Source organism: Psychrobacter pacificensis (assembly GCF_900101915.1).
Lineage (GTDB): Bacteria > Pseudomonadota > Gammaproteobacteria > Pseudomonadales > Moraxellaceae > Psychrobacter > Psychrobacter pacificensis.
Window position 1 is genome coordinate 101,842 of sequence record NZ_FNAL01000006.1, and the last position, 15,158, is coordinate 116,999.

General features: G+C 42.0%; 19 protein-coding genes, 1 tRNA gene and 1 pseudogene. 10 read left to right on the plus strand and 11 right to left on the minus strand.

The genetic code is table 11. The annotated features are described in order from the left end of the window. Positions 1-46: 46 nt before the first annotated feature. Positions 47-472 carry an ArsR/SmtB family transcription factor gene (locus BLR43_RS05290; protein ID WP_228724536.1) on the minus strand — a complete coding sequence of 142 codons (426 nt, stop codon included), beginning with the start codon at positions 470-472 and terminating at the stop codon, positions 47-49. Positions 473-710: 238 nt separating this feature from the next. Between BLR43_RS05290 and BLR43_RS05295 the strand changes: the two genes are divergently transcribed. After that, complete coding sequence (locus BLR43_RS05295; RefSeq protein WP_071003011.1) at positions 711-1,583, plus strand: MBL fold metallo-hydrolase; 873 nt, start codon at positions 711-713, stop codon at positions 1,581-1,583. 139 nt (positions 1,584-1,722) lie between these two features. Continuing rightward, on the plus strand, positions 1,723-2,160 hold the full coding sequence (gene trxC, locus BLR43_RS05300) for a thioredoxin TrxC (protein WP_071003012.1): 438 nt from the start codon (positions 1,723-1,725) through the stop codon (positions 2,158-2,160). A gap of 139 nt (positions 2,161-2,299) precedes the next feature. Here trxC and BLR43_RS05305 read toward each other — a convergent pair whose 3' ends face one another. The 4 genes from BLR43_RS05305 to BLR43_RS05320 all read right to left on the minus strand — a co-directional run bounded on the left by BLR43_RS05305 (position 2,300) and on the right by BLR43_RS05320 (position 4,668). Further along, on the minus strand, positions 2,300-2,701 hold the full coding sequence (locus tag BLR43_RS05305) for a hypothetical protein (RefSeq protein WP_071003013.1): 402 nt from the start codon (positions 2,699-2,701) through the stop codon (positions 2,300-2,302). Between the two features lie 185 nt (positions 2,702-2,886). Then, complete coding sequence (locus BLR43_RS05310; protein ID WP_093069345.1) at positions 2,887-3,246, minus strand: SirB2 family protein; 360 nt, start codon at positions 3,244-3,246, stop codon at positions 2,887-2,889. A 60-nt stretch (positions 3,247-3,306) separates the two neighbouring features. Next, a complete protein-coding gene (locus BLR43_RS05315; protein ID WP_093069348.1) occupies positions 3,307-3,627 on the minus strand; it encodes a BolA family protein in 321 nt (106 codons plus the stop codon). Positions 3,628-3,855: 228 nt separating this feature from the next. Beyond that, positions 3,856-4,668 (minus strand): M48 family metallopeptidase, encoded by an 813-nt coding sequence (locus BLR43_RS05320; RefSeq protein ID WP_093069350.1) that lies wholly within the window; start codon positions 4,666-4,668, stop codon positions 3,856-3,858. Positions 4,669-5,235: 567 nt separating this feature from the next. Here BLR43_RS05320 and BLR43_RS05325 point away from each other — a divergent pair. Then, positions 5,236-5,310, plus strand: a tRNA-Gly gene (locus BLR43_RS05325). A gap of 241 nt (positions 5,311-5,551) precedes the next feature. Here BLR43_RS05325 and BLR43_RS05330 read toward each other — a convergent pair. The 3 genes and pseudogenes from BLR43_RS05330 to BLR43_RS14015 all read right to left on the minus strand — a co-directional run. Continuing rightward, positions 5,552-5,935: an integrase core domain-containing protein gene (locus BLR43_RS05330; RefSeq protein ID WP_093069352.1), complete on the minus strand. Its 384-nt coding sequence runs from the start codon at positions 5,933-5,935 to the stop codon at positions 5,552-5,554. Between the two features lie 132 nt (positions 5,936-6,067). Then, complete coding sequence (locus tag BLR43_RS05335; RefSeq protein ID WP_093069354.1) at positions 6,068-6,385, minus strand: IS3 family transposase; 318 nt, start codon at positions 6,383-6,385, stop codon at positions 6,068-6,070. Positions 6,386-6,527: 142 nt separating this feature from the next. Continuing rightward, a pseudogene (locus BLR43_RS14015) lies at positions 6,528-6,612 on the minus strand (transposase); the annotation flags it as partial. Between the two features lie 619 nt (positions 6,613-7,231). Here BLR43_RS14015 and BLR43_RS05340 point away from each other — a divergent pair. From BLR43_RS05340 to BLR43_RS05355, 4 genes are all read left to right on the plus strand, one after another. Next, a complete protein-coding gene (locus BLR43_RS05340; RefSeq protein ID WP_071003016.1) occupies positions 7,232-7,591 on the plus strand; it encodes a hypothetical protein in 360 nt (119 codons plus the stop codon). Between the two features lie 329 nt (positions 7,592-7,920). Then, complete coding sequence (locus tag BLR43_RS05345; protein ID WP_093069357.1) at positions 7,921-8,649, plus strand: BLUF domain-containing protein; 729 nt, start codon at positions 7,921-7,923, stop codon at positions 8,647-8,649. Positions 8,650-8,653: 4 nt separating this feature from the next. Further along, on the plus strand, positions 8,654-9,187 hold the full coding sequence (locus tag BLR43_RS05350) for a GTP-binding protein (protein WP_071003018.1): 534 nt from the start codon (positions 8,654-8,656) through the stop codon (positions 9,185-9,187). Between the two features lie 8 nt (positions 9,188-9,195). Continuing rightward, positions 9,196-9,600 carry a roadblock/LC7 domain-containing protein gene (locus BLR43_RS05355; RefSeq protein WP_143007412.1) on the plus strand — a complete coding sequence of 135 codons (405 nt, stop codon included), beginning with the start codon at positions 9,196-9,198 and terminating at the stop codon, positions 9,598-9,600. Positions 9,601-9,962: 362 nt separating this feature from the next. Here the strand turns inward: BLR43_RS05355 and BLR43_RS05360 are convergent, their stop codons facing one another. Next, entirely contained in the window at positions 9,963-10,868 is a 906-nt protein-coding gene (locus BLR43_RS05360) for a LysR family transcriptional regulator (protein WP_093069359.1), read from the minus strand. 159 nt (positions 10,869-11,027) lie between these two features. Here BLR43_RS05360 and BLR43_RS05365 point away from each other — a divergent pair, with 159 nt between their 5' ends. From BLR43_RS05365 to BLR43_RS05375, 3 genes are all read left to right on the plus strand, one after another. Continuing rightward, positions 11,028-11,741 carry a pirin family protein gene (locus tag BLR43_RS05365; protein ID WP_093069362.1) on the plus strand — a complete coding sequence of 238 codons (714 nt, stop codon included), beginning with the start codon at positions 11,028-11,030 and terminating at the stop codon, positions 11,739-11,741. Positions 11,742-11,808: 67 nt separating this feature from the next. After that, positions 11,809-12,747, plus strand: a complete 939-nt coding sequence (locus BLR43_RS05370; protein WP_093069364.1) for a pirin family protein — start codon at positions 11,809-11,811, stop codon at positions 12,745-12,747. Positions 12,748-12,955: 208 nt separating this feature from the next. Continuing rightward, complete coding sequence (locus BLR43_RS05375; protein WP_071003022.1) at positions 12,956-13,567, plus strand: nitroreductase family protein; 612 nt, start codon at positions 12,956-12,958, stop codon at positions 13,565-13,567. 173 nt (positions 13,568-13,740) lie between these two features. Here BLR43_RS05375 and BLR43_RS05380 read toward each other — a convergent pair whose 3' ends face one another. Both BLR43_RS05380 and pnuC read right to left on the minus strand, forming a co-directional pair. Next, positions 13,741-14,175, minus strand: a complete 435-nt coding sequence (locus BLR43_RS05380) for an Mpo1 family 2-hydroxy fatty acid dioxygenase (protein ID WP_071003023.1) — start codon at positions 14,173-14,175, stop codon at positions 13,741-13,743. A 212-nt stretch (positions 14,176-14,387) separates the two neighbouring features. Further along, a complete protein-coding gene (gene pnuC / locus BLR43_RS05385; RefSeq protein ID WP_071003024.1) occupies positions 14,388-15,119 on the minus strand; it encodes a nicotinamide riboside transporter PnuC in 732 nt (243 codons plus the stop codon). Positions 15,120-15,158 lie beyond the last annotated feature (39 nt).

The following is a 15,158-nucleotide window of genomic DNA, read 5'->3' on the forward strand; positions in this document are numbered from 1 at the left end:
ATCACCAAGATAGAAAGCAGTATAAAACAGTCAGGCGAGTACGGCATTATTCGGTTTTGGCACAAAATCTCTGATAAAGCAGATCTAATACGGCTAAAGCATCATCACTTGCGATACGATAGTAAATTTGCTTGCCCTCACGGCGAGTGGCAACCAGCTCATCCTTACGCAAGATACCCAGTTGCTGCGACAAGCTTGGCTGTCCAACACCAACCAACCCCTCAAGCTCACCGACGCAGTACTCACCTTGTGTCAACTGACAAAGTAAAAGTAGGCGATCAGGATGAGAGAGCGACTTTAGTAATTGGCTGGCCTGCATCGATGCTTGTTGCATTTGTTTGGCAAGATCAATAGATGAAAAGTCGGCGCTATCAGAGGACGTATCATGGTTAGCGCTATGAGTAGATGTACTCATTGATGAAATAGAAGTAGCCAGAATAAGCTCCTTATATAATAGGGCAGTCACTGCCATATTATTTTCAATAACATAGGGTTCATTATCAATGATATCGCGCCACATAGCAAGATATAATTATTTACATTATATAAATTGATAAAATGTATTGCAGTTGCTATATTAGTAATAACAAAAAAATCGTAATGATAAGCAATCATTATATACGACTCAATATCATACTTAAGCGTTAATTGAATATAAAAACCACATTGCCATAACACTCAAACACTCATAAATAGACAAAGAGGCAGCCATGCAAGTTCATTCTTTCTTAGATAGAGACACAGAAACCTACACACATGTACTGGCTGATGTCGAGCAGCAGCTATGTGCCATGATTGATCCAGTATTAAACTTTGATGCAAAATCAGGTAGGACGAGCACAAGCAGCGTTGACGAGGTCATTGAGTTCGTACGTGAGCGCGGTTGGGCGCTGAAATACATTATTGAGACGCACGCTCATGCGGATCATTTATCGGCGGCGATCCATGTCAAAGAAAGCCTGGGTGGACAATTGGTCATCGGTCAGCACATCACTGAAGTACAAAAAATATTTAAGCAAATCTTTAACTTTGATACCAGTTTCCGCACCGATGCCAGTCAGTTTGATATTTTGACAGACGATGGTGAGACGTTAGCGCTCGGCAGTATTACAATCACAGCCATGTATGTGCCAGGTCATACTCGTGCTGATATGGCCTATGTGGCGGCTGATAATGAGAAAACAGTGGTGTTCGTCGGCGATACGTTATTTGCCCCTGATGTGGGCACGGCTCGCTGTGATTTCCCAGGTGGTGACGCAAAGACGCTTTATCGCTCTATCCAAAAACTGCTCGCACTCCCTGAAGATACTGTGATGTATCTGTGCCATGACTATCCGCGTGAGAGTCGCCAGCACTGCCCAACGACTACCGTTGCTGCCCAAAAATTAGAAAATATCCATGTCAAAGACAGTATCAACGAAGCAGAGTTTGTGCAAATGCGTGAGCGCCGCGATGCGACCTTGGACATGCCGCGTCTGATTATACCAGCGGTACAAGTGAATATTGATGCGGGGAACTTTCCCGCGCCAGAGGACAACGGTACGCGCTATCTAAAAGTACCTATCAATGTCCTTGGTGAATAAATCAAAGCGTGTCATGACTAAAAAATATGATATATCGTATCGCGCTGTAGGGTAGGCACTTATCTATAAATGACTATGCTAAAATTATTGATACAAACCGATCGAGACACTCCAGAACAATTAAAATAGGACACAGATAATGAGTGAATACAGTTTTCATTTAGTATGCCTGCATTGCCAGGCCACCAACCGTGTTCCGGCTGCACGGCTAAGCGCTGCACCGAAGTGTGGCAAGTGTGGTCAGGCATTGTTGACCGCAAGCCCGCATGAGCTTAATGCACAGACGGCCAATAAGGTTATCCAAAAAAACGACGTATTGACCATCGTAGATTTTTGGGCGAGCTGGTGCCAGCCGTGCATTATGATGGCACCAGAGTTCAAGACGGCTGCTGGTCAATTGCCGCAGGTAGTGTTTGCCAAAGTACAGACGGATAAATATGAGCAAGCGGCAGCCCCTTATAATATCCGAAGCTTACCGACGATGGTTGCCTTTAGAAATGGTAAGGAAGTCGCGCGTCAGTCAGGCGCACTACCAAGCAATCAAATCATCCAGTGGGTGCAAAGCCTGCAGGCGTAAGGCTTAGTAAAGTAGTATTACTCAGATTAGATTATGACTCATCAAAGTTATAGCTATAAAAAAGCCAATATGCTGAGCGCGTATTGGCTTTTTTGTTATGTCACGATTCTATCTTAACGAGAGTGCAGATCGCTAAATCTTATTCACCATAAATCTTGATGCCATTGGCAAAACTACAACGTTGAATACGGGCAGATTGGACAATCGCATCGCGCTCACCATAGAGCCGCGATAACTTTGCGTCACGCGCTTTGGTATTATTGCTTTTGCCAACCCCAAAGCTAATATTGGGAGAGATACCCCAGCGTCCTGCAGAAATCCCCACGCCCACGCCGGACGCTGCAAAAGTAGATTGCTCATTGCGCGCCGCTTCGACATAACGGTTGACGCGATTGTATTCTTGGCTCAATGCTTGGCAATCATAGTTTTGATAAGTGCTGGGCGGCACATATTGCGGCGTGACATTGCCCGTAGAGGCACAGCCTGAGAGCGCAAAAACGCCAACTGTTGCCAGTAGTGTCGCCTTGGTAAACGTTTTCATAGTGGCTCCATTAAGCTAAGTAATTGTATTTATATCTATTTAAGATAGCAAAAATAGCATGTTTAAGATATTGAAAAAATATAAATGGTTAAATATTTTACGGTCTTATCAATACGTCTGCTTGTGCGATAGCAATACAATATTTACTCAAAATATTAAAGCGCTGCTACAACGACAATTGCTTATCAAAATAGGTTGGCGGGTTTGACAAAGGCGAGTATTACAATGCCAACATATGCGATAGCTGAAATCAGGATACCTGTTTTGCTCTGAGTGGGTGTCGCATGGGTATTAAAGGCTTTGATACTTGAGCTGATCGCTGCGATAAGTAAGATGATTTTGGCAAATACCCACTGTACAGGCGCATTAACACTCATCAGTTGCATGAGCATGATCGCACCTGATACGATCAGTAATGCATAGATAATATGAGTGGCGATCTTGACCACACGTGGCGCGCGTCTATTTGCGCTGAGCACTAAGTAGCTCTGATATAAGAACAGCACAATGGTCAGTACTGCCATCAGCATGTGTAGATGTTTCATCGAATATTGCTCCTGCTAGAACTGCATTATATGGGCTTATTTAAAACATTTTATTGTCAGCTATTTATTTTGACCCGCACATAATGGACTGTCAGGGCTTTGACCTTGCCACTCTGTCGGTGTATAAGCATGAATGGCTAAAGCATGTACTTGACCGTCTTGTGACGTCAATAAAGGCGTAACCAATCCATATATTAGCTGATGACGCCCGACCAGTCGCTTGCCCTCGAATGCCTCACTGACAATAGTGAGCTTAAAGTGGCTTTCTTTGCCTTCGAAATAGCCAGCATGGGCCATTGACTCATTGATTAGTTCAATGTGCTGCGGCTCTAGAGCCTGTAGCTTGGCATGAAGTGCATCGGCGGTAGGTGTAGTGCTCATAACAATCCTTCAATGTATATTGCGCAATTCTATTAGGCAATCTGCAAATGATATCTATCGGTATTATAGCAGACATAGAAACCAGTACAGCGCGCGTTTTAAGACCTCTTAAATTGTGACAACCATAAATAGTAAAAGTAAAAAAGCAAAGCGCAGCTCAGAGTCTGTACTTTGCTTTTTGGTATTTGCGCACTTCATGAGTCGTAGCTTAATACGCTAAGTCACGTGTTAACGACGCGCCTTTTGATACAGTGGCATTACTTTTGGCATTAATGATTGTAGCTCCGCGATACGGCTGCTGCTCGTTGGGTGAGTGCTTAGGAATTGAGGCGGCTCGCCTTGGCTTGCACGCTGCATTTTTTGCCATAAAGTAATAGCGGCCTGTGGGTTATAACCTGCGCGCGCCATTAACTCAAGACCAATTTGATCGGCTTCGCTCTCTTGGGTACGACTGTGCGGACGGCTCAAGCCTAGATCGCCAGCAACGCTTGCTAGCTGCGCTTGACCTTGTGATAGACCAAAGATACTAGCAGCAACACCGATACCTGTTTGGGTCGCGTATTCGCGTGAGATGCGTTCACGTGAGTGCTCACGTAATGCGTGAGAGATTTCATGACCCATGATCGCAGCAATCTCATCATCAGTTAAGTTCAGACGGTCAATGATGCCTGAGTAAAACATAACCTTACCACCTGGCATAACAAAAGCATTCAACTGATCAGATTTGATCGTGTGTACTTCCCATTTCCATCTTGCTGCATCTGCACGATAAACACCCACTTGACCAACCAAACGATTAGCAATTTTTTTCAAGCGATTCAATTGGGCGGTATTGGTATCTAATACACCTTTTGATCTTGCATCTTGCAGTGTCTTCGCGTAGCTCTGTGCAGATAACTGCAGTACTTGCTCGCTAGAAACCAACAATAACTGCTGACGATCGACGCCGACGGCACCAGTATTGGTCGTACTGGTACAGCCTGTCAATGTTAGCGCGGACAATGAAGCCGCCATCACACCAGTGGTCAATAGTTTTTTCATAAAAAGCATCCTCTCGATAAATGGTAAAAAGAAAAATCAAACAAAGTAAATCGCGTTGCAGCAAGTAATGGCACTATTTTTTATGGCTCTTTATCGACGCCCAATCACCTACTAATAGAGCTATCATTGTAAATAAGTATAATAATGTTAACCAAGTAAAACCAAGATAGGAAAAGTAACAATAGAGCGTATGATTGTAAGTGAAATAGACATTGTTCATAATGAAGTAACGTTTTGCTTTTAGTGATAGCAAAAAAATTTATAATATTTTACAAACGTGACGTAAGGTAAACTGTGGACCGATAGGGTTTAACCGAAGTAGTAGGTATCAATGTCAGAGGATAAACCTCAAAGTGCTATTATTAATATGAAATAATTTATATTTTTCTAAAAGCAATTCCTTTTTTAAATCAATTGCTTATGTGGTATTTTCTCAAAAACGAAGGTCTGGACTGGAAATATCAGCCATAATTTTTAAAAAAGGTGTTGACACCCACAGAATATTTGCTAAAATAGCCAGCCTATCGAGACGGAGTAGTTGTTAACAACACGATGATTCGATAATAAGCGGGAATAGCTCAGTGGTAGAGCATAACCTTGCCAAGGTTGGGGTCGAGAGTTCGAATCTCTTTTCCCGCTCCAAATATGGCTTGAAAAAGCACAAAAAGCCTCACTTTATAGTGAGGCTTTTTTTTATGCGTAAAATCCGACTTAGCGCTACTTTTTAGATAAATAACCGAAGACAAAGAACAGATCGACGCTCTATGGAAAGAAGAGAATATAGCAATAGCTGTCATGGGTGCTATACACTAGACGTATCAACTTAAATACTTGAGTACTTTTGTAAATACCCCATTCTTAACACAACATCATCGTAGAATAATTAAGCCACCTGCCTGTACTCGGTAGGTGTCATATCATTAAGTGAATCATGGGGTCTTTCGTTGTTATAAACCTTGATCCAGTCTTCAGTCAGCATATTGACCTCGTTTAAATTGTTGAAAAGGTAGCAATCTAAAACCTCATTGCGATAACTGCGATTAAACCGTTCAATATAAGCGTTCTGATAAGGACAGCCAGGCTCGATATAATCAATATAGATGCCATGAGCTGATGCCCAATCAGTGAATACGCTAGATGTAAACTCACTGCCGTTATCCACACGAATTTGCTTAGGATAACCATGCCACTCAGCCAGCTGATCAAGGTAGCGAATCACTCGGAGTGAGGGAATACTGGTACCAATATCAATGCCTAATATAGTCAATCCACTATAAAAGCGTTACAGCGTTAACCTTGCTGGAAGTATGACAGATACATCTGCACTCGGCTGCCTTGTACCACTCTCAAATTGGATCAACTATACTTCACGGTTGTAATCATCAATCACATTAAAGGTTCAAAAGTGAATAGTGTTGTGTAGTCTGTCGCTCATAAAGTCCATTGACCATGTATGACCCAATGCGTTTGGCACACTTAACGGCTGAGGATGACGTGCTGGTAGCCGTCTTTTAGACTTACGGCGTAGGTTTAAGTTTAACGCGGTATAAACACGATGTACGCGCTTGTGATTCCATTGATAGCCAAGCTTACGTATGCGTTTAAAGCACTTTGGGAAACCCCAACGATTGTGCTTGTCAGTAAGCTTGTTTAAGACATCAATAATCTCACTGTCATCAGATAGCTTAGGCTTATAGTAGTAAGCGGTTCGACTCATGCAGACCACCTGACAACTCACTGCAATGCTGACATCATACTGCGCCTGTAATTCTTGCGCCCAGACTTTGCGCTCGGGTACAGGCGCTATAGCTTTTTTATGATCTCTTCCGGCATTTGCGCTTTAAGGCTTAAATCAGCATACATCTGTTTGAGCCTACGGTTTTCTTCTTCAAGCTCTTTTAATCGCTTAACATCAGAGGCTTCCATACCACCATACTTGGATCTAACTTCGCTATCGCTTCGTCTTGCGTCACTAAAACAGTCTCCCAGACTGTTTCTTAACGTTCCTCATTATAAAAGTCGAGCTAGCTACCCCGTATTTACGGCACAGCTTTTTAGCAGGTATCCCAGCGTCTTCTTCTTTTAATATCGATACGATTTGGGTCTCAGTCATTCGTTTGCTCATATCAAAACGCCTGCTGGTATTTTAGCAGTTAGCTTCTACTTTTAAGTGTTATTATTTTTTTGGGGTGATTACCATTTAACGTCAAAAACATAGTTTCTAGGCTCTAAAATATAATCATTATCAATTAGTATGATTTTTCCTACCCAGTGGTCGTTATTTCTCCTTGAATGGTCGAGTAGAAACATGACCTGACTCCGTATATAGAATATAATAACAGTCACTACGGAAATTTGTTTACGATTACGCTATAGTTTCTGTACCTAAAAATACATTTAATTATTCGTATTCAATTATCATAATTCCTTAAGTGTAAGTAAGCATATTTAAGTTATACTAATGTTTATATAGTCAATTCAGCTTAACATAATTTGATATTGCTCGATTGTGCAAGTGTCTCTAATCGAGAATTATCTCAACACAAAAAAATAGGAAAAAAGTATGTCAAATATCAATGAGTCTTTACAAGAGTTAATGGATCTTGATGGTGCGATGGGTGCCTGCATTGTGGATTATATGTCAGGTATGGTGTTAGGCACGATTGGTGGCGGTGTCGATCTTGAGCTGGCTGCTGCCGGTAACTCACAAGTTGTAAAGGCAAAAGTAGCAACGATGAAATCACTCGACATCAAAGGTGAAATCGAAGATATGTTGATCACACTAGAGTCTCAGCTACACATCATTCGTCCGACAGCCAGTCATGAAGATTTATTTATCTACTTAGTACTTGATAAATCAAAAGCGAACCTTGCATTGGCACGCCGTAAAGTACAGTCAATCGAAAGCAAACTAGAAATATAATTTGGCCAAAATCAATTGAGCCAGTCACTATAGTAAAACCATTATAAAATGGTATAGCAAGATTAAACGCTATTTTTCGCAGCCTTTGGAGACGCAGTCACAGCAAGCAAGAAAAGTAGCGTTTAATCGAGCGGGTTTCCTATGCTGTATCAATTTTATTGAGGTTCTACTATAGTTTATTGATTCTGCCTTATTACATCTGATGTATTACCTAGGATACACAATAAGGTCAAATTCGTTATATACAGTATGTATATAACGAATTATTAATTTATATATAATTATAAGAACTTAATTAAGTTTTAGATGTTCTATCAAATGGTGGCAAAATGAAATGTATTGCATACGTCAGCAGAGTGCCTATCAAAGATCGCAGTATTCGTATGCCTAGTGGGTTATCAGACATCATTAGCGTCTCTAGTAAGAATAATCCACAGTCACACATCACAGGCATCATATCCTATCGTGAAGGGCAGTATCTTCAGGTGCTGGAAGGTCCTGATATTGAAGTAGATAGACTGATGGCTAAGATATCATCTGATACTAGGCATGAAAATATCTGGGTTTTTCTGAATAAAAGTGTAACTGAACGTAGCTTTCGTAATTGGGGCATCAGCGTGTTCGACTTTGTGGATCAAGGCACTTTTTTTGATGATTTTATTGAAAAAAATAGCGTTGTCTTAAACAGTTTCGATGAGCAGCAAACAAAACGTATTCAGCCATTTTTTGATATACACAAGTCTAATACCGCCTCCCAAAAGGATTATAAAGGTAAAAGTCTCAAATTATTGGCTTGGCCTGACCTAAATCATGTCAGTAATCCTCAAATGATTATGGATTTATGTGTCAAACTGACAAAAAAACCTTATCCGTTTGATACATTGGTCGCTAGTGGTGAGTTTGGTTCGTCTCCTCAAGTCACAGAAATAATCAATGGGTTTGATCAATCAGGTATACTGAGCGTGACAGAGACACAGCCGTTAGACGAGCCAAAGGTTAATGGAAAAAAGCCTAATAAGTTTTATGGCGCGATCAAGAAATTCTTAGGAATGAGGTAAAAAATTGAATTATCAGAAGTTAGCTATCATTGGTGAAGTAGGTGCTGGAAAAACTCGAATGGTTAAGACGTTGAGTGAAATCAGCCCTTTTGAGACAGAGGCAAGATCGAGTATCGATATTGGTAAAGAGTACACGACTGTCGGTATTGATTATGGCAGAATTACTTTATCTGATGATATGGCACTAGGTATCTATGGAGTTCCAGGTCAAGAGCGTTTTTCTTTTTTGTGGGAATTTGTCAACCACTCTTTATGGGGCTTGCTCATCTTAATCAAGCATGGCGAGACGCCTGATTATGCAAATTTAGATAAACTGCTACACTTTTTTGCACCAGCAAAAAAGCAGACGACCTGTATCGTTGGTATTACTCACTGCGAAGATGCCGATAAACAAAGCGTGGCTGTGCTCGGACAAGAGATCAGAGTCATGCTGATGGAACACGATATAGTCGCGCCTGTGATCAATGTAGATCCAAGAAACAAAGAGTCCGCTGTGTCTCTATTATCATTATTTAATACCCTGAACAATCAAGGTTGATGTTAGATATGACTACACAAAACGAAAAATCACCTGCAAAAATAGCACTTTTGGGTCACATGAAAGCGTTGTGTGAGGCCAATAGAGAAATCGTATTGGTCAGCTTATGCACCACAGATGGTTTTCCTATTAGCTGCTTCTCGATCAAAGAGTTGAGCAACCAATCTGACAAGTTTGCGGCGATGAGCAGTACGCTATCAGCGCTCAGCGACTCATCAGCTGCCCAGATGAAACAAGGTAAGTGCGATATCACAATCGTTGAAGCCACGTCTGGCAATATGCTATTTGTCAAAACAGACTATATCGGCAAACCATGTGTATTGACCGTTGTGGCACAAGACAAGATGGCATTAGCAGAAGCAAGATATAAGACTAAGAAGCTGATTGGCGAAATCTCATCTATTACCGAGTAACGTGAAATTATTGCTAGTAGATCGCTTCTTAGAGCTACAACGCTATACTTTGTAAAAGATTAGGGCGTGTTGAACATTCGCAAATAGGCACTGCTGATCGCTAAAATTGTTCCAGACAAGGCACAAAGCGACGATAATGCAGATGCCTTAGCGAGATTTGTAACGCAGTATGGGGCAATTTTAGCATCAGCCCCAACGATAAAAGCAGGGGACAGGACTCTTTTTTGCCGCTTCATCGTTAAAAATAAGCGCTTAGAGTGACTAAACTTATTATTTTTAACATCGAATCGCCTAAAAAATAGTCGCTGTCAGTGCCATGGTCGAATGTTCAACACGCCCTAACCTTGCTTAATCAAATCTTATCAAAAATCATCCCAATACGGATGATTACCAAAGCGCTCAGCAATGAAGTCAATCAAATAACGACAACGCTGCGATAAAAACCGATTTTTTGGATAGACGGCATAAGCGTTTAGTATTGGCAATTGATACTGCTGCAAAATCGGTACAAGCTCGCCACGCGCCAGCTTTTTATAAGCGATGAAAGTTGGAATGACGGTAATGCCATGTCCTTTTACTGCCAAATCCGTTAAAAACTCACCATTGGTGGCTTTAATTTTGGCGTTCATCGCGTGATAATGCTTTTTTCCTTGGGCGTCAATCAGCTCTATATTGTTTGTTTGACCAAGACTGTATTGCAAAAACTCATGCTCCTCCAAATCTTCTAATGTATGAGGTGTGCCCATTTTTTTTAAATAGTCGGGGCTGGCGCAGATGACGCAACGAATCCGTGCCAGTGGCTTTGCTTGATAACTAGAATCTCGTAGCTCTCTGATTCGAATAGCCAGCTCATATCCTTCTTCAATCAGATCAACATGCCGATCAGAAAAATCCAATTCAAACTTCAGGTTTGGGTGCTGATTGGCATATTCATCAATCACATCAGTCAGATGCATAAGACCAAACGATAATGGCGCGGTCATCTTTAGCGTACCCCCAATGCGCGTTGGCGTATCATTGGTAGTCTCGTTCAAGGCATCAACCGCGTTTAAGATACTGTTGACCTGCTGATAATACTGCTCACCTGCTTGTGTCAAGTGAGAGTGGCGCGTCGTACGGCTGATCAACTGAGTGCCTAGGCGCGCCTCCAAGTCTTTTAGGCGGCGGCTGACGGCTGACTTTGCAATATTTAATTGTTCGGCGGCTTTAGTGATGCTGCCTGCCTCGACAATGCGTACAAATATCGCCATGTCTTCTAACTGTCCCATTATCGATGCCTCATTATTGTTCTAATAAAAAGAATAGTTATTTGCACTTATGTCTGTTTATCTCTATATAGTCAACAATTATAATAGATACATTGTTCAATCACGTGAATTAATAACAAATATATAGAGAATAAACGTGTTGATAATTAAGGATAAATAATGAAAACGATCTATCATGCAGCAGACTCACGCGGTAATGCCAATCACGGCTGGCTCAAAAGCCGTCATACCTTTAGTTTTGCCAATTACTATAATCCTGAGCGTATGGGCTTTGGTGTTTTACGTGTCATCAATGATGATTTTGTCATTGGTGGTCAAGGGTTCGGCAAGCACTCACACCGTGATATGGAAATTATCAGCATTCCTCTAGCTGGCAAACTTGCGCATGGCGATAGCATCGGTAATGAGGGCATGATTGAGACAGGTGAGATCCAAGTCATGTCAGCGGGCACAGGCATCACTCATAGTGAAATGAATGGCAGTCGTGAAGAAGCTGTGAGATTTTTACAGATCTGGGTCATGCCAAATAAAATGAGTGTTGCTCCTCGCTATCAGCAAGTGCACATGGGAACCATCATGACGCCCAATGAATTCAATCAGGTGCTATCACCAAATGCAGATGATGCAGGGGTTTGGATTCATCAAGATGCTTGGTTCAGTATGGGAGAGTTTGATGAAGGCGTGACGCAGACCTACCAACTAAACAATCCTAATAATGGTGTTTATATTTTTGTGATTGCAGGAACAGTCGTGATAGACGGTAACATTTTGTCTACTCGAGACGGCCTTGGGGTTTGGGATACTAAGCACTTCACTATGGAAGTGAAAGAGGCGGCAACAGTATTAGTGATGGAAGTGCCGCTTTCTATGTAGATCACGGATGAGCGCCGTAGCATCGTTCGTTCGCTCGACTAACCGCATACAGATCAAGAGGTGCCACATGACGATTAGAACTCTAAAGCCACGATCAACGGAGGTTGGTGGTGTTCCTATCGCACGGTTATTACCCAATAAAGGCAAACAACCGATTGGCGCATGGTGCTTTTTGGATCACGCAGGGCCAGCTGAGTTTGCTCAAGATGATTTAGGGGTTCAAGTTGGTCGCCACCCCCATACCAATCTACAAACTTTTAGCTGGATGATTGATGGTGAGATTTTACATAAGGACAGCTTGGGTAGCGAGCAAGTCATTGCCAAAAACCAAGTCAACCTCATGACCGCAGGTACAGGATTGAATCAAGGTATTAGCCATACAGAGCAAAGCGTTTTTTTGGACAATGCTGACTCAAGCGCTGCTCATCGCCACATCAATATGATACAGCTATGGATAGCTTTACCCACTGACCAGCAGATTGAACGCAGTTTTCATCATTACCCAGAGCTGCCAACATGGACTGAAGGCAATGTCGAGCTGATTTTGACCACGGGCAATTATCAATCAGTATCTGGCAAGCTTTATCAAGCACCAACGCTGCAATACTCTAAGCTGGTCGGGATTGATGTGCATTTTTTAGAAGATGGAGATATCACGCTAAATTTGGAGTCGAGCTTTGAGCATGGCATTTTGGTCGTCGCCGGAGAGCTGGAGTCTGAAGGTCAAGTATACAAGAAAGACCAGTTATTGCGTTTTGACCATGATGACATGATCGGCAAGACCTCTATAAAGCTGGTAGCAAACAAGGGCACACGTTTGATGTTCATTGGTGGGGAGCCTCTAAACAACCAAGTATTACTGTGGTGGAATTTTGTCGCTGACAACAAAGAGGAGCTCAAGCAATCAGTCATTGATTGGAACAATGGTCATGAGCGTTTTGGTGAAGTGGATTCTGATATGCAGCGTCTGGTGGCACCAGAACTACCCAAAGGCTTCAAAGGTTAACCACTAATACGCAAAATTTATTAACCTATTTTTCAAAGGTAATCATCATTGTTAAGTTTTTTTTACAAAAAATACATGGGGTTTTAGGTAAATTGTTCCGATAATAGCCCACATAAATAAACTGTTTTATAACGACTTGTTGATCACAAGATCGACAAGGTCTATCAACCCAGAGCAAATCATTCCTACAACAATATGGAGAAGTACGATGTCAGAACTAAAAGACTTACAACAATTAGCAGAAAAGCGCCGTTCTATATACGCACTCAGCGACCAGCTGCCAGTATCTAACGATGAAGTCGTAAAAGTAGTTGAGCATGCTGTCTTGCATACACCATCATCATTTAACTCGCAATCAACGCGTGTCGTTGTGTTATTCGGCGATGATCATCACAAACTATGGGATATGACTGAAGAGACCTTACGCGCTATCGTCGGTGACGAAGAAGCGTTTAAATCTACCAAAGATAAAATTGCTGGCTTTAGATCGGGTGCTGGCACCGTACTATTCTTTGAAGACCAAGCAGTGGTAAGAGGCATGCAAGAAGCAGCGCCTTTATACGCTGAAAATTTCCCAATTTGGTCAACTCAAACCAACGCAATGCATCAATACGTCATCTGGACGGCACTAGCAAGCATTGATGTCGGTGCAAACTTGCAGCATTACAATCCAGTGATCGATCAGAAAGTCGCGAGCACTTGGAATGTTGATGCAGATTGGGAGCTAAAAGCACAGCTGGTATTTGGTAAGATTGAGCAGCCAGCAGGCGACAAAGAATTCAAGCCACTTGATGAGCGTATGAAAGTGTTTGGTGCTTAATGTTGTTGTTTGAGAATAGACAACCTATGGCCTTGCTTAGGAAGTTTGCTAAATAAACTACAGAGCACGTAAAAAACGCCACCCAAGCATCGGGTGGCGTTTTTTTATGAATAAAGGGTAAAGACAGTACAGCTACATTGGATATTTGCAGAACTGATGCGACAATTTAATGATTATTTACGTTGCATCAAACTGTTGGCGACCCATGCTGGACCGATTAATAAAAACTGTAAATCTTCAAAAAACGAGGGTTTTTTGCCTTCGATTTTATGACCAATAAACTGACCAATCCAAGCAACAACAAATACTGCCGCCCACGCTTTGAATCCCCATGGCATAGCCGCCATAACCGACAGACAAATCAGAATAAACAGCCCCATTGCCAAAAATAGCGGGGTCGATAAGCGTATATAAAATAATAAGACTAATGCGCTCAGTACGAGAGTAAACCATACAGACAGCGACATTCCCATCCCCAACAAACTCACAAAAATCGTCGGCACACATAGCCAATGGATTTTCTTATTAATCAGGTTTTGGTGACTGACCGCATACTCACTGAGCCACTGCTCAAGCGTGCGTTTGGACATTTTGGGTTGACGAGACATACTAACCTCCTTGTTAGTAAATGAAATAAGACGCCGACATGCGCTATCAATTTAAATATTAACATGCGCAATTAGTACCAGTTGTAGCACTAATTGCGCGTGTCCACCATGTTATCTGTTAGACGGCACAGTCAATTTCGCTCGTATTGCCAATGCGATATTGGTAAGACTTATCTCAATATCTCAAACGCTTTTTTCTACAGATGTTGCTATTAACCTCGTTCGCTGCGATGCCACTCATAGAGACCGACAAAGGCGTTTACCTGATACACCATGGTTTGAATCGCAAAAATATAGTTGCCAGACATGAGATTGACGATCAGCCAGACAAAGTTGACGATGATCCATAACCACCAGTTAAAGGAATAACGCAGAATCATGGCTGCCTGAGCGGTAATAGACAGCACAAAGGCAATGACGTTGATCCAAAAGAAAGAGATAAATCCCAAAAACAGACTATTATCATCCTCGACGACCGCATAACCGTAGCTCGCCAGTAGATCATTGACGGTTGGGAAAAGGGCAAGACCGATGATGATAAATGCGGCAGTGATCAACCACACCGCTTTGCTCGCTGATTTTGGGATCATGTCGCCATCAGGGTCGGTGTGTTTTGACCAATAAAAAATGCCATAGACATGGGTAAAAAAGTTAAATAGAGGCGCGAGCATCAGACCTACGGCGCCAGATGTGGCCTGTACAATGACTTCTCCTGCGGTTGCGCCCATACCAAAGCCATTGCCCATGACGTTTTTTCGAAAAGATAGTGACACCACACAAATCAGACCAATAAACGAGACAGCCAAGTAAAACCAATCAAGCGTGGTATGGTCGGTTGTGAGCCAAAAACCTGCGGACAGAGCAATGACCCCGCAAATAAACCAAACGATGATCCATTGCATTGACCATTCTCCGGTGATGTTATCCAGTAGCTGAATACGCATAAATTTTTCCTCTAAAATTGATACTGATTTCAATATAGT